The sequence below is a fragment of the Streptomyces sp. NPDC020884 genome, from assembly GCF_044333935.1.
Taxonomy (GTDB): domain Bacteria; phylum Actinomycetota; class Actinomycetes; order Streptomycetales; family Streptomycetaceae; genus Streptomyces.
This window is the reverse complement of record NZ_JBIRRY010000004.1, coordinates 114,253-133,316: the sequence shown is the minus strand read 5'-3', so window position 1 is coordinate 133,316 and position 19,064 is coordinate 114,253. Positions and strand designations below refer to the sequence as shown.

At 71.5% G+C, this 19,064-nt stretch carries 16 protein-coding genes and 1 tRNA gene; 8 read left to right on the top strand and 9 right to left on the bottom strand.

Features of this window, described 5'->3' with window-relative positions; translation table 11 throughout:
- Positions 1-92: 92 nt before the first annotated feature.
- The 4 genes from ACH4UK_RS14835 to ACH4UK_RS14820 all read right to left on the bottom strand — a co-directional run bounded on the left by ACH4UK_RS14835 (position 93) and on the right by ACH4UK_RS14820 (position 5,254).
- Positions 93-1,841: an urease subunit alpha gene (locus ACH4UK_RS14835; RefSeq protein ID WP_398356442.1), complete on the bottom strand. Its 1,749-nt coding sequence runs from the start codon at positions 1,839-1,841 to the stop codon at positions 93-95.
- Positions 1,838-2,548 carry an urease subunit gamma gene (gene ureA / locus ACH4UK_RS14830; RefSeq protein WP_398356441.1) on the bottom strand — a complete coding sequence of 237 codons (711 nt, stop codon included), beginning with the start codon at positions 2,546-2,548 and terminating at the stop codon, positions 1,838-1,840. Before ureA ends, ACH4UK_RS14835 begins: the two co-directional genes overlap by 4 nt.
- 312 nt (positions 2,549-2,860) lie before the next feature.
- On the bottom strand, positions 2,861-3,442 hold the full coding sequence (locus ACH4UK_RS14825) for a TetR/AcrR family transcriptional regulator (RefSeq protein ID WP_398356440.1): 582 nt from the start codon (positions 3,440-3,442) through the stop codon (positions 2,861-2,863).
- 84 nt (positions 3,443-3,526) lie between these two features.
- On the bottom strand, positions 3,527-5,254 hold the full coding sequence (locus ACH4UK_RS14820) for a serine/threonine-protein kinase (RefSeq protein WP_398356439.1): 1,728 nt from the start codon (positions 5,252-5,254) through the stop codon (positions 3,527-3,529).
- A gap of 177 nt (positions 5,255-5,431) precedes the next feature.
- On the opposite strand from ACH4UK_RS14820, the gene ACH4UK_RS14815 reads away from it, so the two are divergent.
- Positions 5,432-6,040, top strand: coding sequence for a TetR/AcrR family transcriptional regulator (locus ACH4UK_RS14815; RefSeq protein WP_398356438.1), 609 nt, complete (start codon positions 5,432-5,434; stop codon positions 6,038-6,040).
- Positions 6,041-6,222: 182 nt separating this feature from the next.
- Positions 6,223-7,371, top strand: coding sequence for an agmatine/peptidylarginine deiminase (locus ACH4UK_RS14810; RefSeq protein ID WP_398356437.1), 1,149 nt, complete (start codon positions 6,223-6,225; stop codon positions 7,369-7,371).
- A 6-nt stretch (positions 7,372-7,377) separates the two neighbouring features.
- Here ACH4UK_RS14810 and ACH4UK_RS14805 read toward each other — a convergent pair whose 3' ends face one another.
- On the bottom strand, positions 7,378-7,815 hold the full coding sequence (locus ACH4UK_RS14805) for a winged helix-turn-helix transcriptional regulator (protein WP_398356436.1): 438 nt from the start codon (positions 7,813-7,815) through the stop codon (positions 7,378-7,380).
- Positions 7,816-7,926: 111 nt separating this feature from the next.
- Here ACH4UK_RS14805 and ACH4UK_RS14800 point away from each other — a divergent pair, with 111 nt between their 5' ends.
- The 5 genes from ACH4UK_RS14800 (at position 7,927) to ACH4UK_RS14780 (ending at position 13,616) form a co-directional block, all read left to right on the top strand.
- Positions 7,927-8,565, top strand: coding sequence for an NADPH-dependent F420 reductase (locus ACH4UK_RS14800; protein ID WP_398356435.1), 639 nt, complete (start codon positions 7,927-7,929; stop codon positions 8,563-8,565).
- 91 nt (positions 8,566-8,656) lie between these two features.
- Complete coding sequence (locus ACH4UK_RS14795) at positions 8,657-9,319, top strand: response regulator transcription factor (RefSeq protein ID WP_398356979.1); 663 nt, start codon at positions 8,657-8,659, stop codon at positions 9,317-9,319.
- A gap of 32 nt (positions 9,320-9,351) precedes the next feature.
- Entirely contained in the window at positions 9,352-10,638 is a 1,287-nt protein-coding gene (locus ACH4UK_RS14790; RefSeq protein WP_398356434.1) for a sensor histidine kinase, read from the top strand.
- A gap of 105 nt (positions 10,639-10,743) precedes the next feature.
- Positions 10,744-12,429, top strand: coding sequence for an alpha/beta hydrolase (locus ACH4UK_RS14785; RefSeq protein WP_398356433.1), 1,686 nt, complete (start codon positions 10,744-10,746; stop codon positions 12,427-12,429).
- Between the two features lie 11 nt (positions 12,430-12,440).
- On the top strand, positions 12,441-13,616 hold the full coding sequence (locus ACH4UK_RS14780) for a metalloprotease (protein ID WP_398356432.1): 1,176 nt from the start codon (positions 12,441-12,443) through the stop codon (positions 13,614-13,616).
- A 94-nt stretch (positions 13,617-13,710) separates the two neighbouring features.
- Here the strand turns inward: ACH4UK_RS14780 and ACH4UK_RS14775 are convergent.
- Positions 13,711-13,798: transfer RNA gene (locus tag ACH4UK_RS14775), tRNA-Leu, on the bottom strand.
- Positions 13,799-13,962: 164 nt separating this feature from the next.
- On the opposite strand from ACH4UK_RS14775, the gene ACH4UK_RS14770 reads away from it, so the two are divergent.
- The gene (locus ACH4UK_RS14770; RefSeq protein ID WP_398356431.1) at positions 13,963-15,267 is read left to right on the top strand and encodes a DUF2254 domain-containing protein; all 1,305 of its coding nucleotides are present in this window, start codon (positions 13,963-13,965) and stop codon (positions 15,265-15,267) included.
- Between the two features lie 68 nt (positions 15,268-15,335).
- Here ACH4UK_RS14770 and ACH4UK_RS14765 read toward each other — a convergent pair whose 3' ends face one another.
- From ACH4UK_RS14765 to eboE, 3 genes are all read right to left on the bottom strand, one after another.
- A complete protein-coding gene (locus tag ACH4UK_RS14765; RefSeq protein WP_398356430.1) occupies positions 15,336-16,424 on the bottom strand; it encodes a sugar phosphate isomerase/epimerase family protein in 1,089 nt (362 codons plus the stop codon).
- Positions 16,425-16,491: 67 nt separating this feature from the next.
- Positions 16,492-17,892, bottom strand: a complete 1,401-nt coding sequence (locus ACH4UK_RS14760) for a nucleotide pyrophosphatase/phosphodiesterase family protein (RefSeq protein ID WP_398356429.1) — start codon at positions 17,890-17,892, stop codon at positions 16,492-16,494.
- A complete protein-coding gene (gene eboE, locus ACH4UK_RS14755) occupies positions 17,889-19,064 on the bottom strand; it encodes a metabolite traffic protein EboE (protein WP_398356428.1) in 1,176 nt (391 codons plus the stop codon). Before eboE ends, ACH4UK_RS14760 begins: the two co-directional genes overlap by 4 nt.

Sequence of the window (19,064 nt, the reverse complement as noted above, 5' to 3'; positions counted from 1 at the left end):
GGAATATCGACTGAATTTTCAGTCAGCTTCTGGGACATGACCGCGGTAGGTCCGCTCCATGTCCCAGACGTGGGCGCCTGGGGAGGAGTGATTCAGAGGAAATAGAGGCGGTTGAGGGAGACGCTCGAGGCCGGTTCCGAGCGCAGGGGCCGCCCGTCCAGGCTGACCAGGCCGTCGCGCGCGTCGACCTGGACCTCCCCCGTACGGCTGTTGGCGACCATGTCCGCCGGGCCGATGCCGCGCGTGCCGCGCACGGCCACCCGCCGACGACGCGTCACGAGCGTGTCGTGCGGACCGCCGAACGACTCCGAATCGGCGGCCGCACGGCTGACGAAGGCGACCGAGAGATCCGCCGGCGCGGCCCCGTGCGCACCGAACAGCGGTCCCAGGACGAGGGGTTCGCAGGAGTCGGTGGCGGCGTTGGGGTCGCCGGTGACTCCGTAGGCGGGAAAGCCGTTCTTCAGCACCAGTTGCGGTTTCGCGCCGAAGAAGGCCGGGCGCCAGAGCACGACGTCGGCCATCTTGCCGACCTCGATGGACCCGATCTCGTGGGCGAGCCCATGGGCGATGGCCGGATTGATGGTCAGCTTGGCGATGTACCGGAGCACCCGGGCGTTGTCGTCGTGCGGACCGTCGCCCTCCAGGGGGCCCAGCTCGGCCTTCATCTTGCCCGCCATGGCGAAGGTGCGCCGGATGGTCTCCCCGGCGCGGCCCATGCCCTGCGCGTCGGAGGAGGTGATGGCGATCGCGCCGAGGTCGTGCAGCACGTCCTCCGCGCCCATGGTCCCGGCCCGGATCCGGTCACGGGCCAGGGCCGCGTCACCGGGCAGGTCCGTCTTCAGCGCGTGGACCGAGACGATCATGCCGTAGTGCTCGTCGATCGCGTCCCGCCCGAACGGCAGCGTGGGGTTGGTGGAGGAGCCGATGACGTTCGGCACGCCCGCCATCTTGAGCACGTTCGGCACGTGACCGCCGCCGCACCCCTCGATGTGGAAGGCGTGGATCGTCCGGCCGTCCAGAACGCTGAGGGTGTCCTCGACGGTGAGGCACTCGTTGAGGCCGTCGCTGTGCAGGGCGACCTGGACGTCGTGCTCGTCGGCGACGCGCAGGGCGGTGTCCAGGGCGCGGGTGTGCGCGCCCATGTCCTCGTGGACCTTGAAGCCGCAGGCCCCGCCCTCGACCAGCGCCTCCACCAGCGGGGCGGGGTCGGAGGACGAACCCCGCGCCAGAAAGCCGATGTTGACGGGCCAGGCGTCGAAGGCGTTGAAGGCGTGCCCCAGCGCCCAGGGGGAGTTGACTCCGACGCCCCAGGCCGGGCCGATCTCCTGGCCGATGACCGTCGTCACGCCGGACGACAGGGACGCCTCCATGATCCGCGGCGAGAGCAGATGCACATGGGTGTCGACGGCGCCGGCGGTGGCGATCAGCCCCTCCCCCGAGACGATCGTCGTGCCGGTGCCGACGACGATGTCCACGCCGTCGAGCGTGTCCGGGTTCCCGGCGCGGCCGATCGCGTGGATACGGCCCCGGCGGATGCCGATGGACACCTTGCGGATGCCCTGTACGGCATCGATGACCAGGACGTTGCTGATCACCACGTCGCAGGTCTCGGACACGGCGGCGGCCTTGAGATGCAGGCCGTCGCGCGCGGTCTTCCCGAATCCGGCGAGGAACTCGTCCCCCGGCTTCTGACTGTCGGACTCGACGCGCACCACCAGCCCGGAGTCGCCGAGTCTCACCCGGTCGCCGGCGCGGGGGCCGTGCACGGCCGCGTACTCCTGCGGATCGATGTGCCGGCTGCCGGGCGCGCAGTGGTCGCTGTGCCGGGAGGGCCTGCTCATCCGGTCGCCTCCGACTCTCCGTGCGGCGGGGGTGCGCCGAGGTAGCCGCGGGCGGAGGCTCGGCGCAGTGCCGCTTCCTTGGCGCCGGGGGCGTCGAGGAAGCCGTCGACCAGGCCGGCGAAGCCGAGGACCGACCGTGCCCCGCCGATCGGGACGAGGCCGATCTCGGCCGTGCACCCGGGGTCGAAACGCGTCGAGGAGCCGGCCGGGGCGGCCGGCCGCATGCCGTAGGCGGCGGCCCGGTCGAAGCTCAGCCGTGGGTTCGCCTCGAAGAAGTGGAAGTGGGACGTCACGCTGATCGGCACCGACGCGGTGTTGCGCACGGTGAGCAGCAGGGACGGTTCGGATCCGGCGTCGGCCGGGCCGGGCAGCACGGCCCCGGGGGCCAGGTCGCCCAGACGGCCCCCGCCGAAGGGATCACCGACCACGGCGAGCCGGGAGCCGTCCTCGAAGACGGCCTCGACCTGGACCTCGGTGACCACGTCCGCGACCCCGGGCAGGACGTCGCCGGGCATCAGGACGGATCGGCCGCGCTCGATCGCCACGGCCAGCCGATGCCCGTCTCGGGCCGCCTCGCACACCGTGTCCGCGATCAGCGCGGTCGCCTCGGGGACGTTGAGGCGGAGCCCCCGCGCCCGGCGGGCGCGGGCCAGTTCCGCCGCGGTGAACAGCAGCAGCCGGTCCCGCTCCGTGGGCGTCAGCGGCATGACTGCCTCTGACGGGCCGCGTGGGCCCGCACCTGGATCACAACTGTCAGCAGCACGCTCTTCCTCCGGAATGTCGTTGCGCGAATCGGACCGCACGCCAGATCGCCCACGGGAACCGCACCGGCCGGACCACACCCCGCCGACGGCGAAGACCGTCACGCTTCCGACAGGCCGGGGCGGCGGTTCGAGGCGGGGGTCGAGAGGGAGCCCATCGGGCTCGCCGTGGCATCACTGTGGCACTGGCTGAAAATTCAGTCAAGAGTTGCGGTACGGGAAACCCGGCGGGAAGCCGCCCGCTGGAAGAGGGAGTCGCTACCGCGGTTCCAGGCCGGAGAGCTCCGCTGCGATGCCGCCCTCCATGAGGGTCCTCGCATGGTCGATCCCGAGCCCGCCGCTGAGCCAGCGCATGCTCAGCCCCTCCAGCAACGCCGTGAGCCGCTCGGCCGCGGCCGCGAGCTTCGCGGCCGGGGCCATGGGCCTCACCTGCCCCAGCAGGGAGGCCACCTCCTGCACCCACACCAGCGTCGCCCGAGCGAGATCCTCCCGCAGCGCCGAGTCGAAGACGGCACTCGCGCGCAACTCCCCCCACGCCGCGCTGTTCTCCCGGACCTCCGCGGTGTCCTGCAACTCCAGCAGCAGAGTCTGTTCGAGCTCCTCGCGCGGCCCCAGCGGCGGTGCGTCCGGGCCGCGGAGCGTCGTGTAGCGCTCCGCCCGGTCGTTGATGAACTCCAGCGTGTGGCGGAGGATCCCGGTGCGGTCCTTGAAGTGGTAGTAGATCAATCCGGTGGACACGCCCGCTTCGGCCGCGAGTTCCTCCACGCGCAGACCGCGGACACCGCGCCGGGCGATCACCCGTGCGGCCGCTTCGAGAATCCGGGTATTACGGGACGCCATGACGACCAACCTACCGGTCCGGCCCCCACCAGCCGCACCCGGCAGGCGTCCCGCCCCAGGGGCGCCCGGCCTCGGGCGGCCGGGTCATCCCGCCCCGGTGTAGCGGCTCAGCACGACGGTGACGGACCCGTCCTCCGGCTCCGCCTCGACGAGCCGGAGGATCGCGATCTCCCTCCCGTCGGGGCTGCGGACGCAGAACGGGCGTTCATCGGCGAGATCCTCGAACGGCAGGTCGGTCACCGGCTCGGTCGCGAGCCCCCGTTCGCAGTCCGCCGGGCTGAGGACGTAGCCGGCCGCGACGAAGGCGTCGCCGTCCTCCGGCGGCACGAACGCGTCCCCGCTCCGCGCCAGATACCAGGACGAGGTCTCGGCGGGGACCACTTCCCCGGCCTGGAGGTCGAATTCGTAGGTGTCGTCGGGGGCGGTCAACTCGGCGTCCGCGTAGGCCGGTGTGTAGCGGGCGGGGGGTGGCGGCGTCGACGCGGCGGGAGACGTCGACGGATCCGGCGCGGACCTCGCCGGACCTGGACGCCGTGGCGCGTCCGGGGAGTGCGCATCGGCCCGGTCCGGACGGTCCGAGCGGTGCAGCGCGGCAGCGGCGGCCACCAGCACGACAGCGACGACGGCCCCCACGACCACGCCCCGGATCCATCGCGTGCGCCGGGGACGCCGCCGGCCCCGGCCCCACCCCGCCTGCCCGGCACCCTCTTCGGGGCCGCCCGGGAGGTCGGGGGCCCGCGCCCCGTACGCCCTGTCCACCCCGTACGCCTCGTCCACCCCGTACGCCTCGTCCGCCCTGTCCGCCTCATCCATCCCGTCCGCCCCGGAAGCGGACCGCGCCCGGGTGGGCGCGGGCGGGGCCTGGGTGGGCGCCAGGTGCACCGGGGCCGCCGGCCCGTGTTCGCCGCCCTGCCCGATCTCCCCGTGCAGACCGGGAGGAAGCCAGCCCTGGGTGAACTCGAGCGCGGGGACGACACGGGCGTGGTCGTGCACGGCCGCGATGATGTCGTCCGGCAGCGGCCGGAGCCCCGGCTCTTTCAGCAGGCAGGCTTCCAGCAGATCGCGCAGGTCGGGCGCCACCCGCGAGAGGTCGGGCGGCTCGTGCACCACCCGGTACAACGTGGCCGACTCGGGCCCGGACCCGAAGGGCGGTGCGCCACCGGCCACATACACGGCGAGCGCGCCGAGCGCGAAGACGTCGGCGGCAGGAGTCACTGGCAGCCCCATGGCCTGTTCGGGCGCCATGTACGCGGCGGTGCCGATGCGCAGACCGGTACCGGTGAGATCGGTGGCGTCGGCTGCGCGGGCGATGCCGAAGTCGATGACGCGCGGACCGTCCTCGGCGATCAGGACGTTGGCGGGCTTGAGGTCCCGGTGGATGACCCCCGCCGCATGGATGACCTGCAACGCCTCGGCGATTCCGGCGACGAGCAGCAGCACCGTGCGCGGCGGAAGCGGCCCGTGGCGCTGGACCGCCTGCGCGAGGGAGGGGCCGGGGACGTAGGCGGTGGCGAGCCAGGGAACCGGATCGTCCACCCCGGAGTCGATCACCTGGGCGGTGAACAGTCCGTGGATACGTCGGGCGCTGGCGACCTCGCCGGCGAACCGCAGCCGGAATCCGGGGTCCGCCGCGAACTCCTCCCGCACCGCCTTGAGGGCGATGGGCCGCCCGCCCCGGGTGTGGGCGAGATACACCACACCCATGCCCCCGGAGCCCAGCCGGCCGTGGAGGCGGTAGCCGCCGATCTCCCGCGGGTCATCGGCTGACAGCGTCGGGCGGACCGGGTGCGTCCCGGAGGGCTGAGTGAACATGCGCTGGCTCTTTCGACGAGGCGGAACGGGCGGGCGAGAGGGCCCGGAGGCGTCCGTCGGGGAACTCGAGCGGACCTGACCGGCCGGACGATCGTGCACTTGACTAAAGTTTCAGTCAACACGTCATCGATATCGACCGGCGTCCCGGGAGGACGCCCTCATGAGGAGGAGCACGCGGTGAGCGACCGCAGAACGACCATTCTCGAAGCAGCGGCCACCGTCATCGCCCGCCGCGGCATACGGGGACTGCGGGTCGAGGAACTGGCGGCGGAGGCAGGCGTCTCCAAGGCCCTGATCTACTACCACTTCGAGGACCGCACCGGCCTGCTGCGGCGGACCCTGGCCTTCGTCAGCAACCGCGCCGAGCGGTACACCAGCGGGCAGGCGGCCACCGCCGCGGCGACCGGCCCGCTGCACCGACTGGAGCAGGCGCTCCTGCTGGAGCTCCAGGACCTCCCCCACGTACGCGAGAACAGCACCGCCTGGGGTGAGCTGCGCGCGAGCGCCGTGTTCGACCCCGAACTGCGGGGCGAGCTCGCCCTGGCGAGCACGATCTGGGTCAGGGAGGTGGCCGACCAGCTGGGCGAGGTCCGGCCGACGGCGCCGGAGTCCGCGCTCACCGCCGGCGCCGAGCGGCTGACGGCGCTGCTCGAAGGGCTCAGCGCCCGGTGGCTCAGCGGCACCCTGCCCCTGACGGAGGCCCGCACCCGGATGCGCGAGGCGATCGGCATGGAGGTGGCCCACCTCGCCCGGACCCCCGGACCCGCTGACCCCCGGACCCACTGACCCCCGGCCTCCCGGACTCCCGACCTGCGGCACGCCGACCGACCCGACCAGACTTGACTGAATTTTCAGTCAGTGTCACAGTGCCGTCAGTACCGAACCGGTCCGCGCGCCGGGGCCGCGGACCGCCGCGCCGCACCCCGCGCCCCCGGATAGCCTGTGAACGTCCACGATCGGAGCCCATCGTGACCCACCGTCCCCCCACCCGTCGTACCGTCCTGCGAACCCTTTCCGGACTCGGCGCACTCGCTTTCGGGGCTGCGGCCTGCGGCCCCGACGAGTCCGGGGCCGTCGGGGCCGGCTCCGGCCGCGCGTCCGGAGGAGAGCGCCGTTTCGGTGCGGAGTGGGACAGCCACGCACGCACCTTCATGTCGTGGCCCGCCCTGGAATCGGTGTGGGCGGAGGACCTCCCGTACGTCCGCGAGGACATCGCCCGCATCGCCCGCGCCATCGCGAAGTACGAGTACGTCGTCATGATGGCTCGGCCCGACCAGCAGAAGGCCGCCCAGCGGGCCTGTGGCTCCCAGGTCGAGGTCATCCCGCTCGCGGTGGACGACATGTGGGCCCGCGACACGGTCCCGGTCTTCGTCGAGGAAGGGGACGAGGTCATCGGGGTCGACTTCAACTTCAACGGCTGGGGCGACAAGCAGGAGCACACGAACGACGCCCGGGTCGGCCGCACCCTCCTGTCGAAGTACGGGATTCCGCGGGTCGAGGCCCCTCTCGTCTCCGAAGGCGGCTCCTTCGAGACCGACGGCGAGGGCACCCTGCTGGTCACCGAGAGCTCGATCGTCAACGAGAACCGCAACCCGGGCATGAGCCGGGACGACGTCGAGGCCGACCTCATCGAGACCCTGGGGGTCGACAAGGTGGTGTGGCTGAAGGGGGTGCGCGGCCAGGACATCACCGACGCCCACGTGGACAGTCTGGTCCGCTTCACCGCGCCGGGCGTGGTGCTGCTGGATCAGGCCTTCCCCGGCACGCCCCCGGATTCCTGGTCACGCGCCGCCGACCAGGCCAGGGAGGTGCTGAGCCAGGCGACCGACGCCCGGGGCCGGCGCTTCGAAGTGATCGAGCTGCCGCAGCCCGACCTCGACAGGATCACCGGCGAGGGCGACGACTTCGTGTCGACGTACGCCAACTTCTACGTGGCCAACGACTCGGTCTTCATGCCCAGGTTCGGCGACCGCAAGGCCGACGACCGGGCCAGGGGAATCCTCCAGGAGCAGTTCCCCGACCGCGACATCGTGCCGGTCGTGATCGACACGGTCGCCTCCGGAGGCGGCGGCATCCACTGCGCCACGCACGACCAGCCCGGCAAGCCGGTCGACTGACCCCCGTCACCGCACGGAACGGCTGCCCGTGCCACCGGCTCGATCCAGGTGCTCGGCATCGTGTGCCTCGCGAGCGAGATCGATCTGTTCGATGTTCTCCTCGGCCCAACGGGTCATCGCCTGCATCACGGGCACCAGGGTCTGTCCCAGGGGGGTGAGCGCGTAGTCCACGCGTACCGGCACGGCCGGCGTGACGGTGCGCGAGAGCAGACCATCACGTTCGAGGCGACGCAGGGTCTGGGTGAGCATCTTCTGGCTGGCCCCCGCGATCGCACGAGCCAGCTCGCCGTAGCGGCGCGGGCCCTCGGCCAGCTCCTTGAGGACGAGAGCGACCCACTTCTCGCCGATGCGGTCCAGAAGCCGGTTGGTCGGGCAGTCGGCGAACCGGGCCTGATGCGCGATACGGGCCTCGGCCCGTCGTCGAGCGGCTGTGCGCGTGGTCATGGCATCCCTTCACGTGCGCCGGCCACCTTGAAGTGCGTACTCCCGCTCAACGGTAGCGCCGCCTAACTTCGCTCCTGGGCCATCCCCGTACGATCAAGGAGCGAACCAGGCATGTCGACGATCAGCGTTCTCGGCTCAGGCAGCGTGGCTCGGGCCCTCGCCGGCCAACTGCACGGCGTGGGGCACCGAGTCGTCGTGGGCTCCCGGGCTCCGCAGACGACAGCGGCCGACTGGACCGGGTCCGGAGTACGCGTCACGGGCCTGCTGGACGCGGCCGGTTCGGCCGAGGTGGTCATCAACGCGACGCCCGGCTCGGCGTCGCTGGAGGTGCTCACCGGCCTCGCGGCGCCGCTGACGGGCAAGGTCCTGGTCGACGTCGCCAACGCCACCGCGTTCGACTCCGCCGGCTTCGCGTCGGCACTCCTGTATCCGGGCAGCAGCCTCGCCGAGGAGATTCAGCAGGCGCTGCCCGACGTACGTGTGGTGAAGACCCTCAACACCCTGCACGCGTCGGTCATGGCCGACCCCACCGGCCTGACCGTCGCTCCCTCCGCCTTCGTGTCCGGGAACGACGCCGACGCCAAGAGCATCGTCGGCCGTCTCCTTGCCGACCTGGGCTGGCCGCCGGAGTGGATCATCGACCTCGGGGACGTGAGCACCGCCCGGGTGCCCGAGGCGTTCGTGCTGATGGTCAGCGGTCTCGTCGGTGCGCTGGGACCCGTGCCCTTCGGCATGGCCATCGCCCGATGAGACGCGGCATACGTGACCTGTCTCCGGCCCGCACAGCGCCCCGGGCGTGGCCGGTCCCGTCCGCCGGAGAGCTAGTCTGAGCGACGTGCGCGTGCTAATCGTCGAGGACGACGACAATCTGCGGTTCGGGGTCGCCGCCGCCCTGCGGGCCGCGGGGTTCGCCGTCGACGAGGCCGCCGACCTCCCGCAGGCCGACGAGGCGCTGTTCGTCACCGCGTACGACTGTGCCGTCTTCGACCGGATGCTTCCGTCCGGCGACGCCGCCTCGTACCTGGAGGAGATGCGCCGTGGCGGCCGGGCGGTGCCTGTGCTCTTCCTCACCGCTCGCGACTCGGTCGCCGACCGCGTCGAGGGCTTCGCCAGCGGCGGTGACGACTATCTGGTCAAGCCGTTCGCCGTCCCCGAGCTGGTCGCCCGGGTCCGGAGCCTCTGCCGGCGTTCCGCGGTCGTCCGCCCGCCCGTCCATCAGGTCGGCGACCTGGAGGTCGACACCGCCCGCCGGCGCGTCCGCCGTGCCGGTGTGCTGCTCACGCTGACGGGCCGGGAGTTCGCCGTCCTCGAGATGCTGGCCGTGCGCGGCGATCAGGCGGTGTCCCGGGCGGACCTGCTGGAAGGCTGCTGGGACGAGATGGCGGAGCCCCAGTCCAACGTCCTGGACGTCCTGATCTCCCAGCTCCGCCGCAAGCTGGGGGATCCGCCGCTCATCCACACGGTCCGCGGCGTCGGGTATCGGCTCGCGCCGGACGGCGAGTGATGAAGCTGCCCGCCCGTCTCCGCCGGTCACGGATGCTCACTCCGACCGCGAGGGTACGTCGGCTGCGGCGGCGCATCACCGCGCTCTTCGCGCTCACCAGCGCGGTGGGGCTCGTGATCATGGCGGTGTTCGCCGTGCGCAGCGACGACGCCCGATGGCGCGAGCAGCTGGACCGGACGTTGAACGTGGACACCAGCTGGGCCGTCGGTCTGCTGGAGACCGAGGAGGACGACCGGCTGGACACCAGCACCCTCGTCGACGCGCTGGGCACCGGCTGCCCGCCCCTCGCGGTGCTGTCGGTGGCGCCCTCGAAGGACCGGGCGGAGGACCCCGACATGGTCGTCGAGCACGCTCCGGACCGTTCCTGCCTCTCCGTCCGTGCCGCAGACGTACGGGCGGCGGCGACGGCGGCCGTGCTCCGTGACGATGCGGTGACGGTCGACCGGCGGACGACGGACGGCGAACCGGTCCGGATGTTCGGCATGCCCTTCTACCACCCGGACGCCGTCGAAGGAGACCGGCCGCAGGGCGTCATCGTCGCCTCGGCGGCGACCTCCGAGCAGTTGGCCGACCACCGTCGGCTGCTCTGGCTGGTGACGGGGGGCTGCGCGCTGCTGGTGCTCGTCTCGGCCGCCGTCGGCCATCTGCTGTCCGGGCGGGCCGTCCGGCCGGCACTGTCCGTGCTCGGCCGGCAGGAGGCGTTCCTCGCCGACGCCGCGCACGACCTGCGGACACCGGTCGCTTCGCTGCGGACGCTCGCCGAGACGGCGCTGCGGGGCGAGACGGACAGCACCGATGTGCTGAGGCGCACGCTGCGGCTGGCGGAGGGCATGGGAGGGCTGGTCGACGGGCTGCTCACCCGGGCCCGGCTGATGTCCGGTACGGCGACGCCGGCGCGGGAGCCGCTGCGTCTGGACCAGCTGGTGGAGGCGGTCGTCGCGGACGCTCCGGTCGAGGATCACCGGGTGACGGTCCGGACCGAGGAGAGCGTCGTGAACGCCGATCCCGACCTGGTGCGCAGGGCCGTGGCCAATCTGCTGGGCAACGCCCTCACCCACGGGCACCGTCCGGGGCAGCCCGCGGATGTGCGGATCAGCGTCGGGCGGGACGGATCGGTGACGGTCGACGACGCGGGGCCGGGGCTGCCGCCGCAGCCGGCGGGCGCTCCGTTCGAGCGGTTCCGCAGCGGGGCGGGGTCCACCGGCCTCGGGCTGTCCATCGTCTCCTGGGTGGCTCACGCGCACGGCGGAACCCTGACCGCCGACCGGGGTGACCGCGGCGGCGCCCGCTTCGTCCTGCGCCTGCCCACCGGCGCCTGACCGACCCGCGGGCGCGCCGGCGGCGGCGCTTCCCCGGTCGTCCTCATCAAATCCTCAGCATCGGCCCGGCAAGCTCCCGGACGAACCGAACAGGGGAGCACCACCTTGATCCGCGCTGTCCGCCGTCCCGTCCTGGCCCTCGTCCTGGCCGTCGTCGGCGCCACCACCGTCGCCGCCTGCACCACGGCTCCGATACCCGCCCCGAAGGGGCCGAAGGCGGCGGCAGGCCGCATCGACCCCGCCGACCGGCCCGAGCTGAAGGTCTTCTACCAGCAGAAGCTGAAGTGGACCGAGTGCGGGGACCACGAGTGCGCCGAGCTCACCGTCCCCCGGGACTACGCACACCCGCAGAACGGGAAGACCTTCGTCCTGCCGGTGGCGCGCGCGGTCACGGCCGAGCCCGCCGAGCGGATCGGTTCGGTCATCGCGAACCCCGGCGGACCCGGCGTGTCCGGGGTGACGTCCCTCCTGGAGGAGGGCATGGCCGAGTCCTTCACCCCCGAGGTGCGCGCCCGCTTCGACGTCGTCTCCTTCGACCCGCGGGGTGTGGGGGGAAGCTCGCCCGCTCTGACCTGCGAGGGAAGCGAGGAGGACACCGAAGGGACAACCGAGCCGGCGCAGGAGGAACGGGCGGAGCCGGCGGAGACGGCCCCGGAGCGCGCTGCCACCGATCCGTTCTTCCCGAGGACCGAGACCGAGCGCGCCGACCTCGTCTCGGCCGCCGAGCAGGAGGCGGAGGCCTGTGTGCGGCACAGCGCCGCGATCGTGCGCCATGTCGGCACGGAGGACGTCGCCCGGGACGTGGACGTGCTGCGGGCGGCCCTCGGGGAGTCCCGGATCACGTACTTCGGCTGGTCGTACGGGACCAGCCTGGGCACGGCGTACGCCGAGCAGTTCCCGCGCCGCGTCCGCGCCATGGTCCTCGACGGTGCCGTCGACCCGGCCCTCACCTGGTCGAAGCGTGCCGTGAGCCAGGGCGTCGGCTTCCAACGGGCGGTCGACGACTACGCCACGTACTGCGCCGAGATCGCCGGGGACAGCTGCCCCGGCAGCACCCCCGAGGAGATCCACGAACTGATCGACGGGCTGTTCGAGCAGACCGCGCGGGAACCGCTGCCGGTCGACGACGACGCGTGGGGCCTCGACCCCGACACGCTGCTCAGCGCGCTCGTCCTGTCGATGTACACGCCGGAGGACCAGTGGGATGACCTCTCGGAAGCACTGGCCGACGCGGCACGCGGCGACGGTACGCAGTTGGCCGGGCTGGCCCAGTACACGGAGCCGGCGACCGACGACTCCGAGGACGCCGGGAGCTCGGACGCCGCCGCCCCTTCGGACGCACCGGACGACGGCGGCGAGCCCGGCCCGGAGACGCCCGCCGACAACAGCGACGCGGCGCTCCTGGCCGTCAACTGCTTCGACGTCCCGCACCCGCGCGACCCACAGGCGTACTGGAAGGCCCTCGCCCCCGCCCGGAAGGCCGCGGGCCGCTACGGCACCTCGAACGTGACCACCTCGCTCACCTGCAAGGACTGGCCCACCAGCACGCACAAGCCGCACCGCGTGAGCGCCGACGGCGTCCCGCCCGTCCTGGTGGTGGGCACCACCGGTGACGCCGCCACCCCCTACGAGGAGGCGGCGAGCCTCGCCTCCCAGTTCCCCGGCGGAGCACTCCTGACGTACGAAGGCCTGGGCCACACCGCCTACGGCCGCAGCAACTCCTGCGTCACGCGGCACGTCGACGACTACCTCATCGAGCCGAAGACGGTCCCCAACGGGACCGTCTGCTGAAGGAGAGCGCCGTGTCCGCACCCCTGATCCCTCCCCGCCGGCGCGGCACCGGCGCGATCGCCCTCGTGTCCCTGTTCGGGCTGCTGCTCCCGACCGGGGCGTGCGCAGGACCGGACGAGCCCCGCGCCGGGGCCTGTCTGAGCGGCACCCTGACGTACGACTACCGGGACGCCGAGGCGGGCCGGGAGAAGCCCCTGGTCACCGCTCCGGCCCGGAACGCCGACTGGGAGCTGTGGGGCAGGACGTCGGCGAAGGCGTCGGCCCGCAGACTCGCCTCGGGAATCACCGACGGCGGCGACGGCACCTTCACAGCGTGCTACAAAGCGGCCGGCACCCTGCCGGAAGTCCATATGAGGTTCCGCTCCAGCAGCACCGACCTGTGGCGGGTCGTCAGAGACCGGACCTCGCAGAGGGAGTACAGCTTCGACTCGGCCTCCCGCTTCGACGTCTCCGCCGGCCGGAGCCTCGGCACCGTGAAGGTGCCCGCCAAGATCCAGAACGCCTGGCACGTCGTCGACACCCTCAACCTCCTCTACGGGAAGCGCGGCAATCCCGCGTCGGACTGCTGGACCGGCCACCAGGAGACCGGGAGGTGCGACCGGCTCACCTTCGTGTGGGAACCGGTCGAGAACCCGGACTCCGGCTACTGGGACCACCAGGAGCCGCAGGACAACCCCGAGGGCACGAACGCCGTGATCCTCTCGGGCGCCATGACCGACTCCAAACACCTGATCCTCCACGAGGCCGGGCACTGGTGGCAGTGGCAGCTCCACCACCGCCGGTTCCCGGTGGTGACGGACTGTTCCCCGCACTTCGTCGACCAGCACAGCTCCGCGACCTGCGCATGGACCGAGGGGTTCGCCGACGCCGTGGCCGCCTACGTCCTGGACGACTACCGCTACGTGGACGAGAACGGCGGCGAGACCGGTTTCGTCAACGACGCCGCCACACCGGGCTGGGACTCCGGTGACACCGTCCAAGGGCGTGTGGGCAGCTCCCTGCTCGACCTCTGGGCCGAGGACGGTCCCGACGGCGGCACCTGGGACAGGACCATCGGGCTCATGACGCGGGAGAAGAGCGACGACTTCCGCGAGTTCTTCATGGAGGACCGGCCCGAGGCCACCCCGCCCCTCGACACCACCGGAGCGGCCAGGGACATCATCAACCGCCACACCATCGATTACTGACGTCTGCTCCTGCAAAGGAAGCCGGCCAAACAAAAGAAGCCGGTCAAAGCGACGAAGTGTCGCTCTGACCGGCTTCATTGGGTCGTTTGACCGCTGGTGTCCGAGGGGGGACTTGAACCCCCACGCCCGATAAAGGGCACTAGCACCTCAAGCTAGCGCGTCTGCCATTCCGCCACCCGGACAAGGTGTCTGTCGTTCGCAGCGTGTTCCCCGCGGCGACATGGAAAACAATACCAGGGGTTCGGCGCGCCCTTCACCTGCATATCCGGTGGTCAGTGCGGTGCGGCGTGCCGGTGGGACCTCGGCCTCCCCGGTCTGCGGAGGTCCCGGGGCTACCTTCGCGTCCATGAGTGATCGCGGCTACCGCCGGCCCCGTCCGCTGTCCCCTCTGCGGGAGCATCTGCGCGAAACGTTCTGGTTCGCCCCGACCATGGGGTTCGTCTGCGTGTTCGCGCTGTGGCTGATCGCCACCGAACTCGACGACGCGATCGTCACGCTGCTCCAGCGGGAGGAGGCGTACGACGAGCTCAGCCAGCTCATCGCGTTCTCCCAGGACACGAAGACGATCGTCACCACGATCAGCTCCGCGATGATGACCTTCATCGGTGTCGTGTTCAGCATCTCGCTGGTCGCGGTGCAGATGGCCAGCGGTCAGCTGACACCCCGGGTCGTGCGGATCTTCGTCAGGAGCCGGATCAGCAAGCTCACGCTGACGGTGTTCCTGGCGACGTTCCTCTTCTCGCTGCTCGTGCTCTCCTCGTACGAGAGCGAGAGCGACCCTCGCCTGGTGGTCTCGGTCCCGCTGGTCCAGAGCCTGCTCATCCTGGTGCTGCTCGGGCTGAGCCTGCTCCTGTTCGTCGTCTACGTGAGCGCCACCTTGCGGCTGATGCAGGTGGGGCCGGTCGTCGACAAGATCGCCCGGGACTCGTTCCGGGTGCTGGGCAGGATGCCGAGGGGGCCGCAGGGCGACGACGAGCCGGGGCCGGAGACCGCGCGGGTGATGCATGAGGGACGCGCCGGGGTGCTGCGGGACGTGAACACGGCGCGGCTGGTGCGGGCGGCGCGGCGGCAGGACGTCGTGTTGCGGCTCATCCCCCGGATCGGGGACTTCGTGGTGCCGGGGACTCCGGTCCTCGCCGTCCACGGCGGGGCCGTGCCGCCGCGGCGACGGCTGCGGTACACGGTGTCCGTGGCGGTGGAGCGCACCCTCCACCAGGACCTCGCGTTCGGACTGCGCCAGCTGACGGACATCGCGCTGCGGGCCCTGTCGACGTCCGTGAACGATCCGACCACCGCCGTGCAGTGTCTGGACCGGATCGTGCAGTTCCTCGCGGCCGTGGCACAGCTGCCGCTCGGCACCGTCCACCACCGGGACCGCGCCGGGCGGGTGCGCCTCGTGCAGGAGGGTCCGGGGTGGGACGACCTGGTCGACCTCGCCTTCGAGGAGATCCGCTGGTGTGTCGCCGGGAGTCCCCAGGTGACGCGCCGGCTCATGGCGGGGCTCGACGACCTGCTGCTCCTGGCCCCCGAGGACCGGAAGAAGTCGCTGGTCAGGCATCGATCGCTGCTCGTGCAGACCGTGGAGCGCACGGTGCCGGTGACCGCCGACCGGGAGTTCGCCCTGCTGCCGGACCGGCAGGGAATCGGGTAGGCGCCACCTCTCGGCGGGCGGTGCGGCCCGGCCGTCGGAGAAGGGCTCCGGCGGCCGGGCCTCGCGTGTCAGTCGCCGCAGCGGCCCTCGCGCAGGGAGTGCAGGTGCTCGCTCGACTTGCGGGCGAAGGCGAGCGACTCGACCGGGTTGTCGTGCTCGGTCTGCCAGTGGTGGTACGTCCGGCCGTGGTGGGTCCGGCCCGTGACCTTGGACAGGAACGACTTGTAGTCGATGTCGCCGTCGCCGACGTCCGACATGCGGTAGCCGTCGCGCGTCGTGTCGTCGCGGACGCCGTCCTTGACGTGGAACAGCGGGTAGCGGTTCGGGTTCTTCAGGACGTACTTCAGCGGGTCGAGCGGGGCCGGGCTGCCGTCCACGCGCTTACTGAAGCGGAACTGGGCGCAGAACGCCCAATAGATGTCCAGCTCCAGGTAGACGAGGTCCGGGTCGGTCTCTTCGAGCAGCACGTCGTAGAGGCGTACGCGCGGCTTGTCGGTCGCGAAGGAGAACTCCTCGGCGTGGTTGTGCTGGTAGAACTTCATGCCGCGCTTGCGGGCGGCCGCCCCGTAGATGTTGAACTCCTCCGCGGCCCGCTTCCAGCCGTCGACCGTGTCGCCGTATCGGAACGGGCCCGAGGCCGTGCCGATGTGCTTGAGGCCGAGGGCCTGGGCGTCGTCCAGGACCTTCTCCAGGTTCTGGGCGAAGGTGTAGGCGCCGGGGTTGTTGTCGTCGTAGTAGCCGACGTGGCTGCCGATCGGGTTGAGTCCGTGGTCTCGGGCCAGCCGCTTGAGCTGGGCCAGGGTGATCGCGCCGGCCGAGCCCTGGGTGTAGCCCGCGAACTCGATCTCGTCGTAGCCGTACTTCTCCAGCTCGGCGAAGACGGGGGCGAAGCCGAGCGTGGAGACCTGGTCGCGGAGGCTGTAGAGCTGGATGCCGAGGCGGCCGGGCGGCAGGACGGGCTTGCCCTTGCCGTGCCCGTGACCGTGGTCGTGGCCGTGCCCATGACCCTTGCCGGGTCCCTGGCCGCGGTCGCGGCTGTCGGCCTGCGCGCTCGCGGCGCCGATGATCGTGGCGGCGGTGGCTCCGGCGGCGACACCGAGGATGTTGCGGCGGCTCAGTCTGCGGGCGAGTTCGGTGTCCTTGGAGGTGCGGCTCATGTTCGGGTATCTCCCTTGCTGACCTGACGGGGTGAGTGGTGCGGTGCCGGATGCGTGACGGGGATTGTCAGTGCAGTCCGGCAAGCTGGAGGAGCAGGGACTTCACTTCGGTGGCCCTGACCCGGTCGGGGAATGCGTGGGGGGTGGAGCAGAGGATGAGCGGGCCTTCGTCGTCGCTCTCGGGGAGGCGGCCGTGGCTGCCGCGAATGGGCGAGGGATCCAGGGGCACGACCGCCATGCGGTAGCGCATGCCGAGCTTCTTCCGGGCCACGGCGGAGACGGCCTTGATACGGACGTAGGGGTCCTGGGGGTCCATGAAGAGCTCGACGGGGTCGTAGCCGGGTTTGCGGTGGATCTCGACGAGCTGGGCGAAGTCGGGGGCGTGGGCGTCGTCGAGCCAGTAGTAGTAGGTGAACCAGGCGTCCTTCTCCGCGACGGCGACGAGTTCACCGGAGCGGGGGTGGTCCAGGTGGTGGGCTTTCTTGCCCTCGTCGTCCAGGATCTGCTCGATGCCGGGCAGGCCTTCCAGAGCTGCCCGGGTCGCCTCCAGGTCCTCGGGCCGGCGTACGTAGATATGGGCAATCTGGTGATCGGCGACCGCGAAGGCCCGGGAGGTCATCGGGTCGAGGTATTCCATGCCGTCCTGGGTGTGGACCTCCAGCAGACCCGCCCGGCGCAGGGCCCGGTTGATGTCCACGGGCCGCTCGACACGGGTGATGCCGTACTCGGACAGGGCGACGACGGTGCGTCCCTGGGTGCGGGCGTCGGCCAGCAGCGGGGCGATGGCCGCATCGAGGTCGGCGGCGGCCCGGTGGGAGCGGGGGTCGTCGGGGCCGAAGCGCTGGAGGTCGTAGTCGAGGTGGGGCAGGTAGCACAGGGCAAGATCGGGGGTGCGGGTGGTGATGATGTGCCGGGTGGCATCGATGATCCACTGGGAGGAGACGAGGTCCGCCCCGGGACCCCAGAAGTGGAAGAGGGGGAACGTGCCGAGCAGGTCGGTGAGTTCGTCGTGCAGGGCGGGAGGCCGGGTGTAGCAGTCGGGTTCCTTGCGGCCGTCGGCGTAGTAGACGGGGCGCGGGGTGACCGTCCAGTCGGTGTCCGCGCCCATCGCGTACCACCAGCAGATGTTCGCGACGGTATAGCCGGGATGGGCCCGGCGGGCCGCGTCCCACAGCCGGTCACCCTCAACGAGCCCGTTGTGCTGACGCCACAACAGGACATCACCCAGCTCACGGAAGTACCAGCCGTTCGCCACGATCCCGTGCTCGGCGGGCATCGTCCCGGTCAGGAACGTCGACTGGGCAGCACACGTCACAGCCGGCAACACCGTGGACAACGGCGCCTGGGCACCCTGCTCCCCCATCGCCCGCAGATTCGGCATATGCGCCAGCAACTGCGGCGTCAGACCCACCACATCCAGGACGAGGAGCGGCGTGGGACCGGGGGTGGGGGTGGTGTCGTCGGTCATGGCAGTTCCTTGAGGCCGAGGTCGACCAGCAGGTCGCGGGCAAGAGTCAGTTCAGCGGCGATGCCGTCAGCGAGCTGGGTACGGGTGCGGGGTCGCAGCTCTGCCGGCAACGCCTGCCACGTGTACGTCTCCACCTCCAGATGCCGGGTCAGCGGCACAGGCCCACCCACCAGCCGGGCCAGCGTGTCCCGGAGCACGGGGAGTGTCGACGTCAGCGGGGGCGCGGGGGGTGCGTGCAGCGGTACGTGGAAGTGGGCCCGCCAGGGGGTGGAGTCCGGGAGCGCCCCGCCCGCGACCGCTTCGTCGAGGTCGTCGGTGCCGCGCAGCCCCGCAGCGGTGCTGGTGCGGGTCTGGTGCAGGAAACGCGGCTCGGCGAACGCCGCCAGCGCGGCACGCACCTCCGGCAGATGCGGATGCTCCGCATGCAGAGCCGCCGAAAGCTGCGACTTCACCACCCGCACACCAGCCGCCGCCAGGGAGTCGAGCGCGGTGCCGGGATCCTCGAAAGACGTCGCCAGATGACAGGTATCCACACAGATACCGATCCGGTCATGACCAACATCGGTCAGCGGAGCGATGGCATCCGCCGTCGTCTCCACCGTGCAGCCCGGCTCCGGTTCCAGACCGATACGGATGGACTTGCCGGTCAGTTCGGCCAGGGCGTCCAGGCGCTGGGCGAGTGTGGTGAGGGCGGCGTGTGCGGTGCGGGCCGCCTCGGGGTCGCCGTCGTAGGGGGTGCGCCAGGCGAGCGGCAGGGTGGAGATGGTGCCCTCGGCGACATCGTCCGGGAGCAGCGCGGCCAGGAGGCGGGCGAGGTCGGTGGTGTGGGCGAGGCGGTCGGGTTCGGTCCAGTCCGGCCGGTAGACCCGGTACTTGACCTCGTCCGCGCCGAACCCCTCGTACGGAAAACCGTTGAGGGTGACCACTTCGAGGCCGCGGCTGTCGAGTTCGGTGCGCAGCGCGCGGAGTTCGGCGGGGTCGTTGATCAGGGCGCGGGCGGCGTCCCGGGCGAGCCAGAGGCCGATACCGAGCCGGTCCCGGCCCAGGCGACGGCGGACCGGCTCGCAGTGGTCGCGGAGCTGGGCGCGGACTCCGTCCAGGGTTTCGGCGGGGTGGACGTTGGTGCAGTACGAGAGATGGACCGTCGAACCGTCCGGGTGGCGGAAGCGCAT